The organism is Microcoleus sp. B7-D4, from assembly GCF_036705125.1.
Classification (GTDB): domain Bacteria; phylum Cyanobacteriota; class Cyanobacteriia; order Cyanobacteriales; family Microcoleaceae; genus Microcoleus.
Genome location: NZ_JAUBTT010000075.1, coordinates 16,974 through 37,207, shown reverse-complemented (window position 1 = coordinate 37,207; position 20,234 = coordinate 16,974). Strand labels below are relative to the sequence as shown.

The 20,234-nt window shown below is 45.8% G+C and carries 13 protein-coding genes and 2 pseudogenes; 10 read left to right on the top strand and 5 right to left on the bottom strand.

Annotated features, from left to right (window positions below; all coding sequences use genetic code 11):
• Window positions 1–185: 185 nt before the first annotated feature.
• Window positions 186–1,502: a dihydroorotase gene (locus QUB12_RS26265; RefSeq protein ID WP_333309135.1), complete on the bottom strand. Its 1,317-nt coding sequence runs from the start codon at window positions 1,500–1,502 to the stop codon at window positions 186–188.
• Window positions 1,503–1,736: 234 nt separating this feature from the next.
• Window positions 1,737–3,098 carry a histidine phosphatase family protein gene (locus QUB12_RS26260; RefSeq protein WP_333138656.1) on the bottom strand — a complete coding sequence of 454 codons (1,362 nt, stop codon included), beginning with the start codon at window positions 3,096–3,098 and terminating at the stop codon, window positions 1,737–1,739.
• A 448-nt stretch (window positions 3,099–3,546) separates the two neighbouring features.
• Between QUB12_RS26260 and QUB12_RS26255 the strand changes: the two genes are divergently transcribed.
• The 8 genes and pseudogenes from QUB12_RS26255 to QUB12_RS26220 all read left to right on the top strand — a co-directional run bounded on the left by QUB12_RS26255 (window position 3,547) and on the right by QUB12_RS26220 (window position 12,946).
• On the top strand, window positions 3,547–5,139 hold the full coding sequence (locus QUB12_RS26255) for a CPBP family glutamic-type intramembrane protease (protein ID WP_333138652.1): 1,593 nt from the start codon (window positions 3,547–3,549) through the stop codon (window positions 5,137–5,139).
• A gap of 353 nt (window positions 5,140–5,492) precedes the next feature.
• Window positions 5,493–5,705 (top strand): hypothetical protein, encoded by a 213-nt coding sequence (locus QUB12_RS26250; protein WP_333138650.1) that lies wholly within the window; start codon window positions 5,493–5,495, stop codon window positions 5,703–5,705.
• Between the two features lie 94 nt (window positions 5,706–5,799).
• A complete protein-coding gene (locus tag QUB12_RS26245) occupies window positions 5,800–6,147 on the top strand; it encodes an NINE protein (protein WP_006633318.1) in 348 nt (115 codons plus the stop codon).
• A 165-nt stretch (window positions 6,148–6,312) separates the two neighbouring features.
• Window positions 6,313–7,050, top strand: coding sequence for a helix-hairpin-helix domain-containing protein (locus QUB12_RS26240; protein ID WP_333280372.1), 738 nt, complete (start codon window positions 6,313–6,315; stop codon window positions 7,048–7,050).
• A gap of 205 nt (window positions 7,051–7,255) precedes the next feature.
• A pseudogene (locus QUB12_RS26235) lies at window positions 7,256–7,435 on the top strand (DUF29 domain-containing protein); the annotation flags it as partial.
• Window positions 7,436–7,836: 401 nt separating this feature from the next.
• Window positions 7,837–9,028 (top strand): annotated as a pseudogene (locus QUB12_RS26230) (RNA-guided endonuclease InsQ/TnpB family protein).
• Between the two features lie 86 nt (window positions 9,029–9,114).
• The gene (chlG, locus tag QUB12_RS26225) at window positions 9,115–10,125 is read left to right on the top strand and encodes a chlorophyll synthase ChlG (RefSeq protein WP_333138645.1); all 1,011 of its coding nucleotides are present in this window, start codon (window positions 9,115–9,117) and stop codon (window positions 10,123–10,125) included.
• Between the two features lie 238 nt (window positions 10,126–10,363).
• On the top strand, window positions 10,364–12,946 hold the full coding sequence (locus tag QUB12_RS26220) for a penicillin-binding protein 1A (RefSeq protein WP_333138643.1): 2,583 nt from the start codon (window positions 10,364–10,366) through the stop codon (window positions 12,944–12,946).
• A gap of 192 nt (window positions 12,947–13,138) precedes the next feature.
• Here QUB12_RS26220 and QUB12_RS26215 read toward each other — a convergent pair whose 3' ends face one another.
• The 3 genes from QUB12_RS26215 to QUB12_RS26205 all read right to left on the bottom strand — a co-directional run bounded on the left by QUB12_RS26215 (window position 13,139) and on the right by QUB12_RS26205 (window position 18,379).
• Window positions 13,139–14,488, bottom strand: a complete 1,350-nt coding sequence (locus QUB12_RS26215; protein ID WP_333309134.1) for a 16S rRNA (cytosine(967)-C(5))-methyltransferase — start codon at window positions 14,486–14,488, stop codon at window positions 13,139–13,141.
• A 136-nt stretch (window positions 14,489–14,624) separates the two neighbouring features.
• Complete coding sequence (locus QUB12_RS26210) at window positions 14,625–15,341, bottom strand: Uma2 family endonuclease (protein ID WP_333138640.1); 717 nt, start codon at window positions 15,339–15,341, stop codon at window positions 14,625–14,627.
• 167 nt (window positions 15,342–15,508) lie between these two features.
• Window positions 15,509–18,379, bottom strand: coding sequence for a tetratricopeptide repeat protein (locus QUB12_RS26205; protein WP_333309132.1), 2,871 nt, complete (start codon window positions 18,377–18,379; stop codon window positions 15,509–15,511).
• Window positions 18,380–18,679: 300 nt separating this feature from the next.
• Here QUB12_RS26205 and QUB12_RS26200 point away from each other — a divergent pair, with 300 nt between their 5' ends.
• Together QUB12_RS26200 and QUB12_RS26195 are read left to right on the top strand one after the other, a co-directional pair.
• A complete protein-coding gene (locus QUB12_RS26200) occupies window positions 18,680–18,949 on the top strand; it encodes a hypothetical protein (protein WP_333138636.1) in 270 nt (89 codons plus the stop codon).
• A gap of 190 nt (window positions 18,950–19,139) precedes the next feature.
• Window positions 19,140–19,844: a hypothetical protein gene (locus QUB12_RS26195; RefSeq protein WP_333138634.1), complete on the top strand. Its 705-nt coding sequence runs from the start codon at window positions 19,140–19,142 to the stop codon at window positions 19,842–19,844.
• Window positions 19,845–20,234: the final 390 nt, after the last annotated feature.

The window sequence follows — 20,234 nt, the reverse complement described above, 5'->3', positions numbered from 1 at the left end:
ATCTCAATGAAAGCAGCAAAGCTCGAAATTGGAATTAGGAGTCAGGAGTCAGGAGTCAGGAGGAAAGAAGAAGAAGGAAGAAGGAAGGAGGAAGAAGGAAGGAGCCATAATAAGTGTTTTTACAAATATGAGATGCTCCCAGGCAAGATGCCTGTTCTACAACAGATGAATTTCAATCGCAAGAATCAATTAATCCAGGTTTGTACAACTTTTCCCGCTAATTGCTGTCCCAACCAAGGCGTATTTGCCGATCGCGACTTCAGACTATGCGCGTCAACAGTCCAACTCATTTGCGGGTCGAACAAAATCAGCTCAGCAGAGACTCCTGGTGCAACAGTGGCGGGGGTTTGCCCGATACACACGGCCGGCCGGGTACTCAAAACTCGCCACAGTTCCAAAGCCGAAAATTCGCCAGTTTCTACCAGTCCGTGCCACAGCAAAGGCAAAGCTAATTCTAAGCCGATCGCCCCCGGCGGACTATCAGCAAAAGCCACAGTTTTCTCCTCATAAGTATGCGGCTTGTGGTCGATCGCGATCGCATCAATTACCCCATCTTTCACAGCTTGAATCAGCGCTAATTGGTCGTTGAGATTGCCCAACGGCGGTTCAAGGCGTAAATTCGGATCGTAGGGCAACGAAGCAGTCAGAGCATTTTTCCCGCCGCCGGAATCTTGAGAGTTTCCTGAAATTGCCCCGACATTCAACAGCAAGTGCATCCAAGTCACACTCGCAGTCACCGGCAAACCCCGCGCCTTCGCATCTCGAATCAATTCCACGCTGCGCGCCGTAGAAACCCGCATAATGTGCACTCCTGTGCCCGCAGATGCCACCAACTCCAGGATTGCCGCCAAAGCCGAAGTTTCCGCACTCGCCGGAATTCCCGGTAAACCCAACCGCACCGACACCGCACCCTCCCGCGCCGCGCCATTTCCTGCCAAAGTTCGATCGCACGGCCACAAAGCCACAGACTTGCCCAAAGGCTGGATATACTCCAGCAAACGCCTCACCAGAGCCGGATTAGACAGCGGCAAACCGTCCGCAAAACCCACCACTGCACAGGAGGCCAGCTCGCCCAACTCTGCCATCTGCTGACCTTTAACGCCCGCTGTCAGCGCTCCCCAAAAATACAAGCGGGGCAGCCCAGGCGACAAATTGCGGATATATTGCTGCAACAAAGCTAAACCGGCCAAATTGTCAACAGGTGGCGAGGTATCCGGCAAAATCGCCACTCGCGTAAAACCGCCAGCCGCGGCAGCCTGCATCAAGGATTCCAGGGTTTCTCGATCCTCAAAACCCGGTTCTCCGCTGTGGCTGTAGATATCTGTTAATCCCGGCCCCAAAATCAGTCCCTGGCAATCCCGCACTTGGGTGTCAGCGGGAAACTCAGCAATTTTTTCTGCAATGGCTTCGATCTGGCCTTCGGTAATTAGAATATCAGCGATGCGATCGCTCCCTGAAACTGGATCTAGCACTCGTACATTTTGTAGCAGTTCGCGGCTCATATAACAGAAGGAAGTTCGGCAACGGATTATGTAACGGATGTAACGGATGTAACGGATGTAAAGGATAGAAAGAAGAAGGAAGAAGGAAGAAGCAATCCAGCGCATTAGTTTCAGGAATTAAGAACTTCCTAAGCGTCGGGCGCGGTTGTTATCAAAATTCAAACTTTTTTCAGGCGCGAACCCGTAGCGGTGGGCGTTCCTTCCGCTACGGGTTCGCGCTCAGCACTTTACTAATTAGAGTGCTCCGGCTGCTGTTTTGTCAAAAACGCCGCCGCTCAAATGAGTTGTGACATTCATCGCTTGTAATACCGGCAAACCATCCGGGCCGTGGGGATAATCAATCACGCTAACGGCTCCGTTTCCTTGTTTGAATTTCCAGAAATGTTCTGGTTCCAAACCGAATAGGTGGCAGAGAATAGCTTTGTTAATGGCATCGTGAGCAACGACAATTCCAGTACCAGAAACAGATTGTACAATTTCTCGCCAAGATGCGATCGCCCGCGTCCAAACTTGCTGCAAATTCTCTCCTTCGGGCATTTGGACTGTTTCTGGAGATGTTTTCCATTCCTCTAGCAAACCCGGATAGGATTCTTCTATTTCTGATTCAAACTTTCCTTCCCAAAGTCCGTGGCTGATTTCTCTCAACTCATCCCGGAGTTCGAGTTGCAAACCGCCGTGATATTGGAGAATAATTTCCGCAGTTTCTTTCGGCCGCAGCATCGAACTACTAATCGCAAAATCTAATTTTACATCCTTGAGAAATTCTGCTGCCCGCCTGGATTGTTCGCGGCCGTTATCGTTGAGAGGTACGTCTATTTGCCCCTGAAATTTACCGGCTTTATTCCAGTCGGTTTCGCCGTGACGCACCAGCAACAAGCGGGGGCCTTGGTGTCCGTCCCTCGGTTTGGGAAAAATTTCCCCGGTATGGGAAGTTAAATTCACTGACTCTAATTGAACTGCAACTTTCTTTTTTGGCTCTCCAAGTGCGTCGTTGGTAACAGGGTAAGTTCCAAAATTAATGACGCTAATTCCGCAATTTGACTGTTGAATTGATTGATAGTAATCAGGGGTAATTTCCGACGCGGTGGCGATGAGAGCGCGGTTGATTCCGTTGTGACCTACTACTAGAATTGTGCCGTCTTGGTGGCGCGATAAAAGTTCTTGCCAAAAATGACGGGCGTTAGCAAAAATTGCCAATACGGGAAAGTGTTCGATTTCTCCGTCAGCAGATGGCAGTTTCATGGAAAATTTGTCGGGCTGTTTTTGCCACTGCTGATATGCTTCGGGGAATTTGTCGATCGCATCTTGGCGCAGCATTCCTTCCCACAGAGGCAAATCGATTTCCATCAAATTATCAGTTGGCTGGAGTTGTGGCGGATTTGTCAAGCGCGACAGGATGATTTCCGCTGTTTCTTTGGCTCGTTGCAGGGGACTGGTATAGGCGGCATCAAAGGCGATACTGCTGAGTGTGTCGCCTACTTGCAGGGCGGCGCTGCGGCCTGCTTCTGTCAAAATTGATTTATCGAGGCGGCCTTGGATGCGGCGTTCTTGATTGTATGTGCTTTTGCCGTGACGGACTAAGATAATGCGAGTCATTCGATTTTAGATTTTAGATTTTAGATTTTAGATTTAGCCTGTTACGCGCTTCGGGTGCGCGGTGCGGATATTACCTCATACATCGCGGGTGGTTACTCACATCTTGCACCATTCTCAATTACTTGTTTAGGAACAGGCAAGATGCCTGTTCCACAAGAAAACTCAATTCTTTGTGGAACGGGCATCTTGCCCGTTCTTGACAATGGTGCAACATCTGAGTTATGCCGCACTACTCCTGTAGGGTGCGCCATAAGCACCGTTGGGCTAAGGTGTGAACCTTACGCATACATGGCGGAGCGAGGATTTGTGGCGTAAGTCTTGTTGAGGCGAGTCAAAAAGATGAGCCAGTGAAATTTTACCAGTTGTCGGGATACTCTCGTCTGCAACGACCTATGATTAAAGACGGAAAAGATTTAGCCACGGATTCGCGCGGGACGGAAAAGCAGGAATGACACTGAAGCGGGTTATTTTAGGTATTTTAACGGCGATCGCGATCGCCCTGGTCGGTTTATCTTTACTTGCTAGTTGGAATCAGCCGCAAATTCAAAGCCGGCTGGAACTCTACCAGACAAATTTGCTGCTGCACGCCTCGGAGTGGCAAGGAGAAAATAATCAGAGTGATAATTTAAGTTCGGCGCGCACCAATATTGTCGGTGCAGATCCTTTAAATACGGCTTTGACGCAATATCAAGAAGCGCGAGACTCGACTCGCAAAACTCTCGAAACATCTCAAGCACAAGTTAAAGAAATTCAGTCTGCCATTGCCTCTAAGTCGGAGGACAATACTCTGAATTTGGCTCAAAATAAGGCGGCGTCCGAGTCGATAAAGCAACAGTCAGTGCTGCTAAATGAACTTGACTTGCGATTGGGAATTTTGCAGGCAAGCAGTGGCAAAACTGAGGCAGCTCTGCAAACTTGGAAAAATTTAGTTGAGCGCTACAAAACTAAAAGTGATGATGATTCTTCGGTGGAAACTGCTCAAGTTTTAACGGGAATTTGGAGCAATCAGGCTCAACTGCTGCCGGATGCTGAGCCGAGCATTCAAAAGTCTTTGGATGGCTGGTTTCGCTATCGCGCTCTAGCTCAACTTTACAAGCTGCAAGAACGTTCTAAAGAGCTGGCGGCGCTGCAAGCAGCAGAGCAAGTAACGGCCCAGCAAGCTGTAGAAAAGTTGGCAATTATAGTGGGCGTTCCGGCGATCGCACTTTGTATTGGCACGGTTTTGCTGGTTGGTTTGACAGTGCAGTGGTTGTTGCAGCGAAAGCAGTTAGATACAGCAGGTTCCGGCCCGGTGTTGGCGCGAAATGCGAGCTTGACTTGGGATGTGCCTTGGGACGGCGAGATTGTTTGGCAGGTGCTTGTAGTCGGCTTTTTCTTTGTCGGGCAAATCTTGATTCCCTATTTGTTGCTGCCAGTTTCTCTGGCTGTTTTAAAACTCAACCCAGCTACTTTTGACCCGCGCGAGAAGGCTTTTTATATCTTTGCTACTTATTTGTTGCTGTCGGCTGGGGGGCTTTCGGTACTGTATTTTTCGGTCAAGTCTTTTTTGCCTTTGCCGGAAGGTTGGTTTCGGATTAATTGGCGGGGAAGTTGGTTTTTGTGGGGTTTTGGCGGCTATTTTGTTGCTTTGCCTTTGGTAGTTTTGGTGTCGCTAATTAATCAGCAATTGTGGCAGGGACAAGGTGGCAGTAATCCGATTTTGCCGATCGTTCTCGAAGGTAGGGACAACGTGGCTTTGGCGGTGTTTTTCGGCACTGCTGCGATCGCGGCTCCGGTTTTTGAGGAAATTGTGTTTCGGGGCTTTCTACTGCCTTCTCTGACTCGCTATTTGCCTGTTTGGGGGGCGATCGCAGCTTCTGCTTTCTTGTTTGCTGTGGCTCACTTGAGTGTCTCTGAGATTCTGCCTTTGGCGACTTTGGGTGCGGTTTTGGGCTTTGTGTACACGCGATCGCGCAATCTACTTGCTCCTATGCTTCTGCACAGTCTCTGGAATAGCGGTACTCTTTTGAGTCTGTTTCTTTTGGGCGGCGGCGCGAGTTAATTCGGACGGTTGTTAATAATTGTGAATTAATCGAGTTTTTTTGACAGTTTTCGTGGGGGCGATCGACTCTTGCCAAAAACAGCAGTAGGATGTTCGGTGCGCCCCTGATATCTAGCCCGCTAAAATAACCGGAATTTCATTAGGGACGGGTTCACCCTAATCTGTAATCTCAGCCACAGATCCAGATAGACCCGCCCCGGTCGCTTATTTTAGCGGAAAAACAGGGTTTAACATGGAAGTAATATCTTATTGGCTGAGGATTGAGAGACTCACCGGGGCGATCGAACCAAGCGGAAGTTGACAATCCGGCTAATTTATAGGTAAATTTTAATTTAGGATGAGGCTTAAACCCCATGAGCAATTTGAACAGCCACAAGTTAGAGGGAACGCCGAGTTGGATGCGTTTCGCACCCTACGCAGCCTTGGGTCTGTTAATATTTTCTTTCAATTCAGGCAGCGAACTCAATTATTTCTTGAGAGGCTACTTGGTGATTATGCAGGCTCAAGTCGGTATAGTTCTGCTGTATTTGGCGATGTCTAAGTTTCGCAAAAACCCAAATAAATGAGTAAAAATTAGTAAGATTACTGAACTCGATCGTTAAAGGTAGAGATTTAAAGGTCGATCGCGGAAGTTAAAATAAAAAACTGGGGAAAGTAAAAATGGTAAAAGATAAAAGCGTAGCAGTTGTGTTAGCTTTCTTTGTAGGAGGTTTCGGAGTTCACAAATTTTATTTGGGCAATAACTTAGCAGGGGTATTATACTTGCTATTTTCTTGGACATTAATTCCGTCAGTTATCGCATTTTTCGATTTTATCGGCCTGCTGCTGATGTCGGAACAAGCTTTTCAGGTTCAGTACAATGGCGGTACGTTGCCGTCGGGGTATGCCCTCAGAGCGGCAAAAGATGTAACCGGGGCGATCGGCGAATTAAAAAAACTTTACGATATGGGCGCAATTACGGCCGAAGAATATGAAGAAAAACGCCAAAAACTGCTCCGAGAATTGTAATTAAGAAGGCAGAAGGCAGAAGGCAGAAGGCAGAAGGCAGAAGGCAGGAAGAAGGAAGTTCGGCAACGGATTATGTAACGGATGTAACGGATGTCAGTCCGATGGAAGTCGGAAGAAGGAAGAAGGAAGCCCACTATTAAAAAAGTGGGAGTGAAATAAGTAAGTGTGAGAGCACAACTATTTAAGGATAAAATTAAAGTGTCTCAAGATTTATACTGGCTGCGTCAAACTCCAAACTGGGTGTGGTATTCTTTTATTCCCTACTTCGGCGGATTGGCGATCGCCTATGCAGGCCAAAAGTCAAATATTCGCAGTTGGATGGGATGGGGTGTTGCCATTACTTTAGCAGCACTAGCGGTATCTTCTTCAACTAATTTGGGTACGATCGTTTGGATTGCTCAAATTGTCACTGCTTTTAGTTTGAAAAAGCGCTATCTGATCAAAACTGCACCCAGAGGTTTATTGGTTCCTGCAAGTCCGACGAATGCCGAAGAACTGGCAAACGTGCGCGGCAAAATAGATATTAATGAGTGTACCAAAGACGATATGGTCAGAATCTTGGGTTTGCCGATCGTCTACGCCAACGATATTGAATCTTTGCAAAACGAAGGCTACATTTTTACCCACGCCGAAGAGTTATCAGAAATAGCCGGAGTTCCCGAAAGTCACGTCCGACGCATCGCCCCGATGATTTGCTTCAGCTACAATTATCAAAAAGAATTGCAGTTTACTTGGAAACGGTTAAATATTCTTTCGCCGGAAGAGTTAATCGCCAGCGGTTTAGATCGATATGTTGCGGAAAAAATAGTTAGAGAAAGGCAGAGAAAAGGCGCTTACAAATCAGTTGTAGAAGTAAAGCGGCGGACGGGACTGCCTTTTGATTCATACCGCCATATTTGTTAATTTACAGTTGTTAGCACGAACAGCTTATCACAACAAAATTAGAAGTTTAACGACAAAAATTGTCGAAGTGAACGCCGGAGTGGAAAAAGTAATCGGGTGGTAATTCTCCTGGACTTGCTTAAGTGGCAATTTCAACCGGATCAAAGAAGTGGTACCATCTCTAAAATCTAAAATCTAAAATCTAAAATCTAAAATCGATTGAGGGATTGAAACCACTGTGGAAAAGTTGCGGGTTCGCGACTATTCAAACATCGACTGGGAAAATCTGATTGCAGAAATAGAAGACATGGGGCGAAGTGAATGCCGGAGTTTAGAGAGTAATCAGGTGGTAATTCTCCTGCACTTGCTCAAGTGGCAATTTCAACCGGATCAAAGAAGTGGTACCATCTCTAAAATCTAAAATCTAAAATCTAAAATCGATTGATTTTCTGGCAGATGAGATGATTCAAGGGTAGTATGGCAAAAAACTCGATCGCCTCCTGGTAATTGACATTAAATGCACCGGCTGGCAAAAATCTCCCCCTGCAGGCGGGCAAGCGCGAAATTATAAAAAAAGTATTTATAGCAATCCTAAGTGATTTTCTAGATATGTAAAATCTGAAAGTCTTGCTATATAAGAAGTCTAGGAAGACAAGAAGGCGTGGTGTTGTGAGACTCAGATCGGATTGCTATATCAAAAAACTGGGTTTAAAACCCCGTCCTTCTAGGACGACTTTTATGTAAACTTTTGTTGTACCACCTCTTACTTTGTGCCAGATGATGTAGCATAAGGTGGGAGGTAAAACAATGCTAGTCTTCGAGTTAAAAGCTTACGGAAAATCAAGCCAGTTCACGGCAGTAGACGAAGCAATTCGCACTGCCCAGTTTGTTCGCAATAGTTGTTTACGCTATTGGATCGACAACAAAAAAGTGAACAAGTACGATTTGAACAAATACTGTGCGGTATTGGCAGCATCGTTTCCGTTTGCTGATGAACTCAATTCGCAGGCTAGGCAAGCTAGCGCCGAACGTGCTTGGTCTGCTATCTCCCGATTCTCCGACAACTGTAAAAAAGGAACTCCCGGCAAAAAAGGGTATCCAAAATTCCAGAAAGACTGTCGTTCTGTCGAGTATAAATCGACTGGCTGGAAACTTGCAGACGACAGGAAATCGATTAAATTTAGCGACAAAAAAGGAATTGGCAAGCTCAAGCTAAAAGGTACACGCGATCTGCACTTCTACCAAATCAACCAAATTAAACGGGTTCGATTAGTAAAACGTGCAGACGGTGTATACGTCCAATTCTGTATCGATGTCGATAGAAAGGAAAACACGGAGCCCTCTGGCAATACCATCGGACTAGACGTTGGGTTGAAAGAATATTACACCGATTCAAACGGAGTTACGGTGGAAAATCCTAGATTCCTGAGAAAAGGTGAGAAAGTTCTCAAGCGTTGTCAGCGTCGCGTATCCAGAAAAACTAAAGGTTCCAAAAATAGAGGCAAAGCTAGACAGATTTTAGGTAAGCAGCATCTCAAAATAAGTAGACAACGCAAAGATCATGCAATAAAACTTGCACGGTGCGTAGTGAGCGTCAAGCGACTTGATAGCCTACGAAGATTTGAGAATCAAGAATATGGTGCAAAATCATTGCTTAGCTAAGTCTATTAACGACGCATCTTGGTATCAGTTCCGCATCTGGCTTGAATATTTTGGAAAAGTATTTGAGCGGGTAACGGTTGCGGTAAATCCGCAATATACCAGCCAAGAATGCTCTAACTGCGGAGAAGTTGTTAAGAAAACGCTGTCCACAAGAACGCACGTCTGCAAGTGCGGGTGTACCTTGGATAGAGATTTCAATGCAGCCAAAAACATCCTAAGTCGAGGATTGGGTACGGTAGGGCATACCGGAACCTTTGCACTTGATGCAAGTAACGCTTTGGGAGAATCAATCTCTACTTTGGCTGGAGAAATCCTGTCTCAGCAAATTGACTCGTAGATCAAAGAATCTCTGTGGCTTTAGCCCGGAGAGTGTCAATGAAATGCAAAACGACACAATAGTAGCAGTACCGCTAACATCAAATTATGTCTGACTCTCCTCCATCCCAAATCTCCCCAGAAGCTGCACCGGAAAGTGTTGCTACCGAAAACCGCAGTGCCAAAACTAGGCAACTGTTGGGCATGAAAGGGGCAGCTAGCGGGGAAACTTCCATCTGGAAGATTCGCTTGCAATTGATGAAACCGATTACCTGGATTCCCTTAATTTGGGGCGTGGTGTGCGGGGCGGCGTCTTCTGGAAACTATGTGTGGAACCTAGAGAATTTCTTGATCGCAGCCGCTTGTATGTTGATGTCAGGGCCGTTGTTGACCGGGTACACTCAAACTTTGAACGATTTTTACGATCGCGACATCGACGCCATTAACGAACCCTACCGTCCGATTCCCTCCGGTATCATCTCGATTCCCCAAGTAGTAACGCAAATATTGGTATTATTAGCCGCTGGCATTGGGGTGGCTTATGCTCTAGACTTGTGGGCGGGTCATGAATTCCCGATAATGACTGTTTTGACTCTCGGTGGCGCGTTTCTAGCTTATATCTACTCTGCGCCCCCGCTGAAACTCAAGCAGAATGGCTGGTTGGGAAATTATGCCCTGGGTGCTAGCTACATTGCCCTGCCTTGGTGGGCGGGTCAAGCTTTGTTTGGTACACTAGATCCCACGATTATGATCTTGACCCTGTTTTACAGTTTGGCAGGGCTGGGGATTGCGATCGTCAACGATTTCAAAAGTGTTGAGGGCGATCGGCAATTAGGGTTAAAATCTTTGCCAGTGATGTTTGGCATCAGCACCGCAGCTTGGATTTGCGTGTTGATGATAGACATCTTTCAAGCTGGGATTGCAGGCTACCTGATCAGCATCCACCAAAACCTTTACGCTGTCATTCTGCTGCTGCTGATAATTCCCCAAATTACTTTTCAGGATATGTACTTTTTGCGTAATCCCCTGGAAAATGATGTTAAATATCAGGCAAGTGCTCAGCCTTTCCTGGTTTTGGGTATGCTGGTAGCAGCCTTGGCACTGGGTCATGCGAGTTAAGCAGAGTTTTGAGGTTTGAGTTAAAAAATTTTGAATTCAAAAAATCTAATTCACTTCTCAAAAAAATACCAAGCTCTGCATTGTTAAGAAAAGTTTTGAATTTGAGTTTTGAATTAAAAAGTTTTTAATTCAAAAAATCTAATTCAAGGCAGCGGGTTATTCAAGAAAAAATGTCGAATTAAAAATTAAGAATTAAAAAAGCTAGCTTTTTTCAATTCTTAGTTTTTAATCGGACTTGATGAGGTGTGAAGGTCTGAACGTGGCAGAATTTTTCTCAAATATCAAAGATACATTGAGCAAAGTCACTAACGCAATAAGCGGTAATTCCGATCGAGAACCGCCGAAGCCTGCGAAGGGCAATAAGCTCAACTCGCCGGAATCGGAGGCGGAATTTTATACAGGGACAACGGCCCAAAGATCGGAGTATGTGGTATCAGAAGATGCTGCACCTCTAGAAGAGTCTGAATTAGAATCAGAATATTTAGAATCAGAATATTTAGAACCAGAATACGCTCGATATCCAATAGTCAACCGCAGGTGGGAAGGGTTGAGGCGCTTAATCGCTTGGTTGGAAATTGAACCTCAAGTTACCAGCTTGCAAACCAAGGGAAAAGAATTGTTGCGGCCGGGATTAAGTTTGCTGGGAACTAAATCACCCAAAAAATCGGATAGTAGCCAATTGCGGGAAAATAGCGCACCGCAGAACACCGAACTGCAGAGACATACGGAACTACAGGAAATTAGCGCACCGCAGGAAAATAGCGCACCGCAGGAAAATCCTAAAAAACGGATCTCCCGTCGCCCTAGATTTTGGATAAGTTTAGGTGTGGCCAGTATAGGCGGGGGCGCTTTAATCTACGGTTTATGGATTTTGTACACCTTAGACAAAGGTTTGCCGGATGTTAACGATTTGTCGGCCTTTAACCGCGACGGGACACTGACAATTAAGGCGGCAGATAATACGATTTTGTTGCAGTCGGGGCCTGCAACTAGAGATAAACTGAAACTTCAAGAAATTCCCGAAATGTTGGTTAAAGCTTTTATTGCCATAGAAGACCGCCGTTTTTACCAACATCGCGGGGTGGATTATCAAGGTATTGTGCGATCGATTGTTTCTAATTTGATAGCAAGAGATTTAGTGCAGGGCGGCAGTACAATTACCCAACAATTGGCTCGCGTTGTTTTTCTCAATCAGGAAAGAAGTATTAGGCGGAAGGTTCGGGAAGCTCTTTTAGCTCAAAAAATAGAGCGGGAGTTGAGTAAAGACCAAGTTTTAGAAAGATATTTAAATCTGGTTTATTTGGGTTCGGATGCCTACGGAGTGGCAGATGCAGCTTGGGTTTTCTTTAGCAAAACAGTCGATAAATTAACTTTGGCCGAGATGGCAACTTTGGCGGGCTTGCCGCCGGCACCGAGCGAATATTCGCCTTTGGTTAATCCCGATATTGCTAAGAAACGCCGCAATCTGGTGCTGCAACAAATGCAGGAAGCAAAGGTAATTACAGAGGTTCAGGCGAAGGAGGCGATGGCGGAACAGATCGCCGTTAAACCAAGTCCGCCGAAGCGATTTAAAGTAGTCGCGCCTTATTTTGCTAGTTACATTCGGAAGGAATTGCCGCGCTATGTTTCTCAGGATGCTTTGGAAGCTGGCGGTTTGACTGTCGAGACGACGGTGGATTTGAAGTGGCAGAAAATAGCGGAAAAGGTGGTTAAAGATGCGATCGAAGTTGATGGCCGCCGTCAGGGTTTTGAACAGGCGGCTTTAGTTTCTATGGACACTAAGACTGGGGAAGTTAAGGCGCTGGTAGGAGGTGGAAATTTTAAGGAAAGTCAGTTTAACCGTGCTACGCAGGCTTTGCGGCAGCCCGGATCGACGTTTAAAGGGTTGGTTTACGCAGCAGCGATGGCGGCTGGTTTTTCTCCCTATGACAGTTACGAAGACGAACCAATTATTATCGACGGCTATCAACCGAATAATTATGGCAAAAAATTTAGCGGTTGGCGATCGATCTCGGATGCTTTGACGAGTTCGGTGAATGTCGTAGCTGTGAAGGTGTTGATGGATGTGGGGTTTGAACCGGCGATAAAATTAGCCAACGATATGGGAATTAAGTCGAAATTGAGTCCGATTTATTCCTTGGCTTTGGGTTCTTCGGAGGTGAATTTGCTGGAGTTAACCAATGCTTACGGTACTTTAGCATCGCAAGGGAATTTTATTGAAGCCCACGGAATTAAGCGGGTGATTAATCAGCGGGGAGATGTGATTTATCAGGCGAATTTTAAACCGAAGCGGGTTTTGGATAAGGATAGTGCTGCGATTACTACTTGGATGTTGGAGGGTGTGGTGCAAGACGGTACGGGGGGGCCTGCGGCTTTAAACGATCGCGCTGTAGCGGGCAAAACCGGTACTTCGGAAAATGTCAGGGATTTGTGGTTTATTGGTTACATTCCACAGGTGGTGACTGGGGTTTGGCTAGGGAATGATGACAATTATCCCACGTGGGGAACTAGCGGTACGGCGGCGTATAATTGGCGCGATTTTATGAGTCAAGCTGTTAAGGGAATGCCGGTTGAGAAGTTTCCGAAGTTGCCGGAGTTGGAGGGCCGCAAACGCAGTATTAAGCCCAAACCGGTGGAGCCTAAGAGGATTATTCGCGGGATGATTGTGAATGAGGATGGTGCGATCGTACCGTACAATCCTAATCCTGAACCGAAGTATTACCCACCGCAAGAGCCGGCTTATCAAGAGCCAGCTTATCAAGAGCCGGCTTATCAAGAGCCTGCTTATGAAGAGCCAGCTTATCAAGAACCGGCTTATTAAACTATCGGTTTGGAGTAAGGACTTTATACCAATTTAATGTGAAGTTGCACATATCTCGATCCCCCTCGCATCCCCCTTAAGAAGGGGGACGAAAGATCGGAATCTTGTCCCCCCCTTAGTAGGGGCGGTGCCCCCGTGCCCGCCCTTGGCTAGGGGGGATCGGATTCTACGGGGCCTCATAAAAAATTGGTATTACTCGTTTTTTAATTGCTTTAGCCTCACCATAAAAAAGCCGTCCATGTGATGTCTGTGCGGCCACACTTTCACCCATCCTTCGGGTGATGGCTGTACGGGTAAATCAATTGTTGGCGGTTCTATTTCCCAGTGAGGATTGTTGTCTAAGAACGATCGAATAACAGTTTCATTTTCCAAGGGATGAATTGTGCAAGTTGCATAAACTAATACGCCGCCGGACTTGACAAATGTCGCTGCATTTGCTAGCAATTCCGATTGCAGTTGAGATTGTTGTTGAATGTTTTCGGGCGTGTGATGCCAGCGGGCGTCGGCGCGGCGGTGGAGGGTTCCGAGGCCAGAACAAGGTGCGTCTAGTAAAACTCTGTCTGCGAGGTTGACAAACTCTGGGAAATGGCGGCTGTCTCCGGTATGAATTTTAATAGATTTCATCTGGAGTCTGTCTGCATTTTCTTTAAGTTTTTTGAGTCTGCTGGCGGTTTTGTCGCAGGCATAAATTGTCCCTTCATCCTGCATTAATTCGGCGCTGTGGGTGGTTTTTCCCCCCGGCGCGGCGCAGGCGTCGATAATAGTTTCCCCTGGCTGGGGCGCTAGTAAATGGGTGACTAATTGAGCGCTACTGTCTTGGATTGTCCACCAACCTTCGCTGTATCCGGGGAGGTTTTGAATTGCGCCGATGCTGCCATTTAGTCTTAATGCTTGTGGCAAGTTGGGGATTCTGTTAGTTGAGATGTTGTGGGATTTGAAGGCAGCTTCGATTTGGGCGATCGAGCTTTTTAAGGGATTGATTCTCAGGTCAATCGTGGGGGATTGGTTGAACCATTCACAGAGTTGTTCGGTTTCGGCTTCGCCTATTTGTTCGATCCACAATTTTACCAGCCATTCGGGGAAGCTGTGGAGAATTCCTAGGCGTTCGACAGTTGATTTATAATTAGTAACTGTTAAGGGGTTTAAGTTGTTATCTGTTAAACGGATGTATTGGCGCAACAAACCGTTGACAAAACTGCTGAGTCCTGAAAATCCGTTTTCTTTTGCTAGTTGAACGGTGGTGTTGACGGCGGCGGAGGGGGGAATCTGGTTGAGATATTCGAGTTGATATAAGCCTAAATGTAGGATGGTACGGAGTTCGGGCGGTTGCTGGGAGGATTTCTTTGTTGCTAGTTTGTCGATGATGAAGTCGATCGATCGCATTCTCCTGACGCTACCGTAAACTAATTCTGTCACTAAACGCCGATCGAGGTCGTTGAGTTGAGAATTGCTGAAAGCGCGATCGAGTGCGGCATCTGCGAATGCACCGCGGCGGTGGACTTCGCGGAGTGCGAGAAAGGCTATTTGGCGGGGATTTTGCATGGGGAATTGTTGATATGTCAAGTTATTATAGGTGATTCAAATACCCGACGGTTGAAACCGCGTCTACACAGACAAAACTCGCCTTCGCTAGTTGAAGAAACCTAACGGTTTAAACCGCCGGTGGTCTCTAAAAGTTTCAAATTTCCTCTGGATTGATGCCCATTTCTCGCAATTTCTCGGATAGGCGATCGGCTTTTTGCTGTGCTAACTCTTTATCTTGCCGTTCTTGTTCCATTTGTTGCTGTGTTAGTTCCATTTGTCGCTGTGCTGATTCTTGTTGTCTTGACAACTCCACATAAGACAAAAACTTCTGTCCATCAGGCCGATAAATTTCCAAGTCTCCCGATTCAGTTTGAAAACGGATCTGCAAACGCGGACTCACCCAACCATCCATTAATTCAATATAGTTGAGTTTTCCATCAGAACGCAGCCAACCAATTAATTCATTATCCTCTGGACTGTAGACATAATATTCTTCGACTCCATAATCCTGGTAGAAATTAAACAGCTTAAACAGTGCTCCGATTCGATTTCCGGGCGAGAGGATTTCAAAGACTACTTGCGGGGCGATATTATCTTCAAGCCACTGTTGGTAGGAACCTCTGTAACCTTTCGGCCTGCCAAACACTACCATCGTATCAGGTGCTTGGCGAGTTTTGTTATCTCCTTCCACGGGATACCACAGCAAATCACCTGCTACAAAGACATTTTCGTTGTCTTTGTATAAGGCATCTATTCCGCCTTGAATGGTGACAATTAGTTCAAACTGTTTTGTATTGTCTGACATGGGTTTGCCGTCGCTGTCTGGGTAGATGATTTCTACTGAGGTTTTAGTTGGAATTGTTGCGGTCATGGGGATGAGTCCTTTGCTAGTATCATCAATTTCTATTTTATACCTATTTTATAGGACTTACCCACGGGACCCAGAAACCTGTTTTTTTTACGAAAATACTTCGTTCGTACTCGAAGATTAGGTAAAAAACCCGGTTTCTTTGTCGGAGTGCGTAAGTCCTGTTTTACTTATTCGGGTTTTGTTGACACCAACGGTTCTAATAAATTGCGTTCTTCAATGGGAAGTTCTAGCAAAACTCGTCTGTCGCCCTTGGTTTCCTTATAGCGGACAGCCGCTTTCAGCAGGCGGATGGGAATTTGAAATTCTTCGTACTTGCTGGTTAATTCTTGCCACAATTCTAACCAAGTGCGTGCGGCTTTGTCGCTTACCATTTCTGACATTAGCGCGGGGATGTTTCGCACAATCCCATTTCCTAATATTGAGAGACATTTGTGTTTTTCGTAAACTGCAATTAGGCTGATAATGCGAGTTTTAGTTATCGGCTCGTGCGTGTTTGCAAATAGGTTGCGGGTAATTAAATTGGCATCTTCAGAACTAACTTCCTCGTCTGATTCAATGCGTTGGAATGCGTCGTCTAAGGCGGCGAGGCCTTCATCCCAACGATTTAATCCGAGAATGGCAATGGCGCGATGGAAGAAGACATATGAATATCGATCGCCAAGTTCGATCGCTCGATCGTAAGATACTAATGCTTCATCATAGCGTTTGAGGCTCTTGAGTACAATGGCTCGTAAAACCCAAACATCCCGATCATTTTCGCCAAGTTCGATCGCCCTATCGTAAGTTTCTAAAACTTCATCGTAGCGTTTGAGGTGGGTGAGTACAATGCCTCGTAAAACCCAAAAATGCAGATTATTTTCCTCAAGCTCGATCGCCATATCGTAAGATTCTAAAGCTTCATCGTAGCGTTGGAGGTTGTAGAGCACATAGCCTCGCTTAGCCCAAGCCGACTGATTATTAGCATCAAGTTTGATCGCCATATCGTAAGATTCTAAAGCTTCTTCATAGCGTTTGAGGTCGTTGAGTACATTGCCTCGGTTAGCCCAAGCCAACTGATTATTAGCATCAAGTTCGATCTCCCTATCGTAAGATACTAAAGCTTCATTGTAGCGTTTGAGGTTGTAGAGCAAATAGCCTCGTAAAGGCCAAGCCCACGGATAATTGGTATCAAGTTCGATCACCTTATCGTAAGATGCTAATGCTTCATCATAGCGTTTGAGGTTGTAGAGTACACTCCCTCGATTAGCCCAAGCCCACGGATAATTGGTATCAAGTTTGATCGCCCTATCGTAGGATACTAAGGCTTCTTCATAGCGTTTGAGCTTATGGAGTACATAGCCTCGCTTAGCCCAAGCCAAATGATTATTAGCATCAAGTTCGATCGCCCTATCGAAAGATGCTAAAGCTTCATCGTAGCGTTTGAGCTTATGGAGTACATAGCCTCGTAAAACCAAAGCCGACAGATCGTTGGGGTCAAGTTCGATCGCCCTATCAAACGATTCTAATGCTTCATCATAGCGTTCGAGATTGTCCAAGCAACGTCCTTTTTCTAACCAATCCCGTGCCTTACCGCGAATTGCCACCAGTTTATTTGCTAGATTCAAAGCAGAAACATAATCTTTCTTCTCTTCGCAATTTTCAATTTCCCGCACGTAGGCTGCCACGCGAGAGTCTTCGCAATCATCTGTTTCCCTTGCCTGAAGCGCGCGCAGCAAATATTCTCGCTCAAGTAGCTCATTAGGTGGTAGTGTTTCCCAACTTATCTGATACTTCAAATGACTTTTTTCGGACCTATTATCAATTAGCTCTTTCCCGATCGCACTAAATCCTACTCCCAAGCGCTCCAATCGCTGTTTCAACTCTTCTTTCGTGTACCACAACCGCAAAAAATCGACAATTAAACTAATCGGCTCACCCCGATGCTTCTTCACATCCATGCAAAAACGCATCAGCACTTCTTGAAGTTCATAATACGACTCGCGCCCGATCGATTCGCTCGTCACATAACCCATTCCCGACAGTTGTTTAAGTTGGCTGGATGCTGTCTGATGCGTCATAAAACAGCGTTGGGCAATCTCTTTAACCATGACAGCCCCGCCCCGATCGCACAAAAATTCAACTATCTTTCGTTGCTGCGGCGAAAGCCACGCCATCCGCGCCTGATAGTACGGTGTCAATTCATCCAGCGTTTGCAAAAACGGTTTTACCAGTCGATCGAGCGAGTCGCGGGTCAAAAATTCCGCAAAAATCATATAAACGCGGTGGTTGCCGCCAGCCAAGTGATGGATTGCTTCAATTCGAGAACGTCCCTTTGGCGTTTCTATGAATAACTCTAGTTCTTTGTTGTCCTCTAATTTAGCGATATTTTTCAATAAGCCGACAACTTGCTCTAAATTTAGCTTTTCTAAATAATGGAGATTGAAAAAGTTGTAGAAAGGCGCTTTTTTATTGTCAATTCCTTTGAATAAATGCTGAGATGTCGCGAAAATCGTACAGAAATGATAAGTTTCTAAATAGTCTCGGAATTGCTGCTGCCCGCTGTCGCCCAACCCTTCAAACAAGTCATCCAAATTTTCTACAAGTAAAAGCAGAGTGCGCTCGGCCGCAAAATCTTTCAGCAATTCTGCTGCTTTCTGTTGAGCGGTATCGGGTAATTCACCGTAAAGCGATTCTACCCGATCGAACAATTCAGCCTTGTATTCAGCCGGATATTCTGATTGGAGCGATCGCAAAATTCGCAGGAGCAAATCGAGAAACGACGTGACGCCCCACTCTTCCTCCCGCAACCAAGCAATCAGCACTTTTTCCCGCAAATCCTCCATTTTGGAAACGCGGTGATACATTAGCGAGACTAAGTGCGTCTTCCCAATACCTCGCATCCCAATCAATAGGTGATGCTGCTCGATCGGCTGGAGGATGCTCAACCGGATTGACTCGACTAGCTCGTTTGCCAAATCGTGACGCTGCACCAACATCTCCTCTAAATCTTCGTGCTTCATCAGACTGGGCGTGAAGCGAGAAACAAGTGTACCTTTCATACTGTCAACCCCCTGGATAGTAACTGGGAACGAGAAATTCTGGTTGATACGTTTTCCATGAAATGCTTGTTATACAAGGCTTTTGAGGTTGGTACGTCTAATTTACCATATATTTAAAAAATGTACGTTATTTGTATTGTATATTTTTTAAAGCAGTGTTAGACTGCCCTTAACAAGCAAACAAGCGCCCCTAGCTGTTACTAGAGACGCTTTCGATCGCTTATCAGTTTTTGGGAGCCACTGGCTGCAACCAGTAGCACTCTCATGTTGTGTATGGTCTATATAGACCAAGGATTTCTCATGACTAATTATAACAGCGAACAGCTCAATCTGTTCACCCAGCCGATCGCAGTTACGGTGGAACTTGGTTGCACTGTTAAACGTGCCGCCCAAATAGTAGACCGCTCACCAAACTCAATCTACTACCAACTCAGGAAAAATAAACCGTATCTACGGAAGGGTGATACAGGTACATGGCAAATTGACTCGACAGGCAAAAAAGATGGCTCAATTCTTGTGAATGTTGCCATCATTTATTCTCCAACAGATAAGAATTGGAGACTTGCTTGAGCTCAAATCTCAAGGCTGCGTTAGTCCAAAGCTTAACGCAGCCTTCTGCCTCTTCGGTTGCTCAGGAAAACAGCAAGCAGAGCCTCCAAATCTGCGTCCCCAGGCAGAGCCAGGGAACAAGAAAAAATCTGAAAAATATTCCTTAAGACTTGTTACAATACACAAAACTTCATACTTTCCCCAACACTGGATGACCTTTTTCAACGCCTCCGAACCCCTAATCCGCTGCAAACAGGAACATCTCGACGTACAAGACATCGAAGGCCTGTTGCAACTCCGCTGGCAAATTGGAAATATTACTCTTTTCTCAGGATTTTATACCCGCATCGACCAAACTTTTCTGCTTTGGGGTTTGGTGACAGGGGGGATTTTTTTCACCGCTCAGTTTTTCCCCATCAGTTGGAGCTTTCAGGCGATTTTGTGGTCAACTTTGACTTTAGTTGGCACTGCGGTAATGGCTGTTTTGACTTTGTTTTGGGTAAGAGTCGAGCGAGTTAGCTGGATTCTTTACTCTTGGGCGATTTTGATGATAACTGGTTTGGTTTTGACCGATTGCAGTATTTTTGCCGGTTGGGCAGGTTTGTTGCTGCACCTTTGCGATTTGTGGTTGGGGTTGAGCGCGATCGGCTATTTGTTGACGGGACTCGGTTTGCGATCGCGCACTTTTATCCTCAGCGGACTAACTCATCTATTTAGCATCGGATTATTGCCCTTTGTCGCACCTTGGCAGTATTTGACAACGGGAATTGTTCTGGCAGGCAGTCTAATTTTGCTGTCAGAATGGCAGTGGGATATGCAATCGTCGATCGACAATACTTTGCTAAGCGCAGAACAGAAAGAATTTAACAAAATTCAACAGCAACTGCGACAGAGTGGCGCGATGGTATCCAAATAAATCACAAATGTAAAGAATTCTGTAGCACTGCTGACACTTTCCACAAATCGTACACAATAGTAAAGATACAGCATAAATAAAAAACAAACTTTAACCAGAACAGGTGTTTTGCTGTTTTACCTGTGAATCGCCAACTTTAGGGGAACGGTGTCCGGGAGGCGACTGGCTAACAATGCTGTACTTCCAACCATAAAAGTTAATTCCGGTTGAGAGTAGTTGTTAAAACAAAAAAAGTGGTGCAGGGTTTTTACCGTTTCCCCTGCTTCGCAGTCTCTGAGGAGAGGCTAAACCCTCTACTAGAACAGCCCGACGAGATTGACACAAGTTTTGACAGTTGCTCATGCCGATTTTTAAGTTCAGTGTTTAAGAAAATTGAGGAAATGCTCGCTG

Coding starts and splice junctions, on each gene's coding strand:
- QUB12_RS26265 (WP_333309135.1), bottom strand. CDS start 1,502: ATGAGCCGCGAACTGCTACAAAATGTACGAGTGCTAGATCCAGTTTCA.
- QUB12_RS26260 (WP_333138656.1), bottom strand. CDS start 3,098: ATGACTCGCATTATCTTAGTCCGTCACGGCAAAAGCACATACAATCAA.
- QUB12_RS26255 (WP_333138652.1), top strand. CDS start 3,547: ATGACACTGAAGCGGGTTATTTTAGGTATTTTAACGGCGATCGCGATC.
- QUB12_RS26250 (WP_333138650.1), top strand. CDS start 5,493: ATGAGCAATTTGAACAGCCACAAGTTAGAGGGAACGCCGAGTTGGATG.
- QUB12_RS26245 (WP_006633318.1), top strand. CDS start 5,800: ATGGTAAAAGATAAAAGCGTAGCAGTTGTGTTAGCTTTCTTTGTAGGA.
- chlG (WP_333138645.1), top strand. CDS start 9,115: ATGTCTGACTCTCCTCCATCCCAAATCTCCCCAGAAGCTGCACCGGAA.
- QUB12_RS26220 (WP_333138643.1), top strand. CDS start 10,364: ATGAGGTGTGAAGGTCTGAACGTGGCAGAATTTTTCTCAAATATCAAA.
- QUB12_RS26215 (WP_333309134.1), bottom strand. CDS start 14,488: ATGCAAAATCCCCGCCAAATAGCCTTTCTCGCACTCCGCGAAGTCCAC.
- QUB12_RS26210 (WP_333138640.1), bottom strand. CDS start 15,341: ATGACCGCAACAATTCCAACTAAAACCTCAGTAGAAATCATCTACCCA.
- QUB12_RS26205 (WP_333309132.1), bottom strand. CDS start 18,379: ATGAAAGGTACACTTGTTTCTCGCTTCACGCCCAGTCTGATGAAGCAC.
- QUB12_RS26200 (WP_333138636.1), top strand. CDS start 18,680: ATGACTAATTATAACAGCGAACAGCTCAATCTGTTCACCCAGCCGATC.
- QUB12_RS26195 (WP_333138634.1), top strand. CDS start 19,140: ATGACCTTTTTCAACGCCTCCGAACCCCTAATCCGCTGCAAACAGGAA.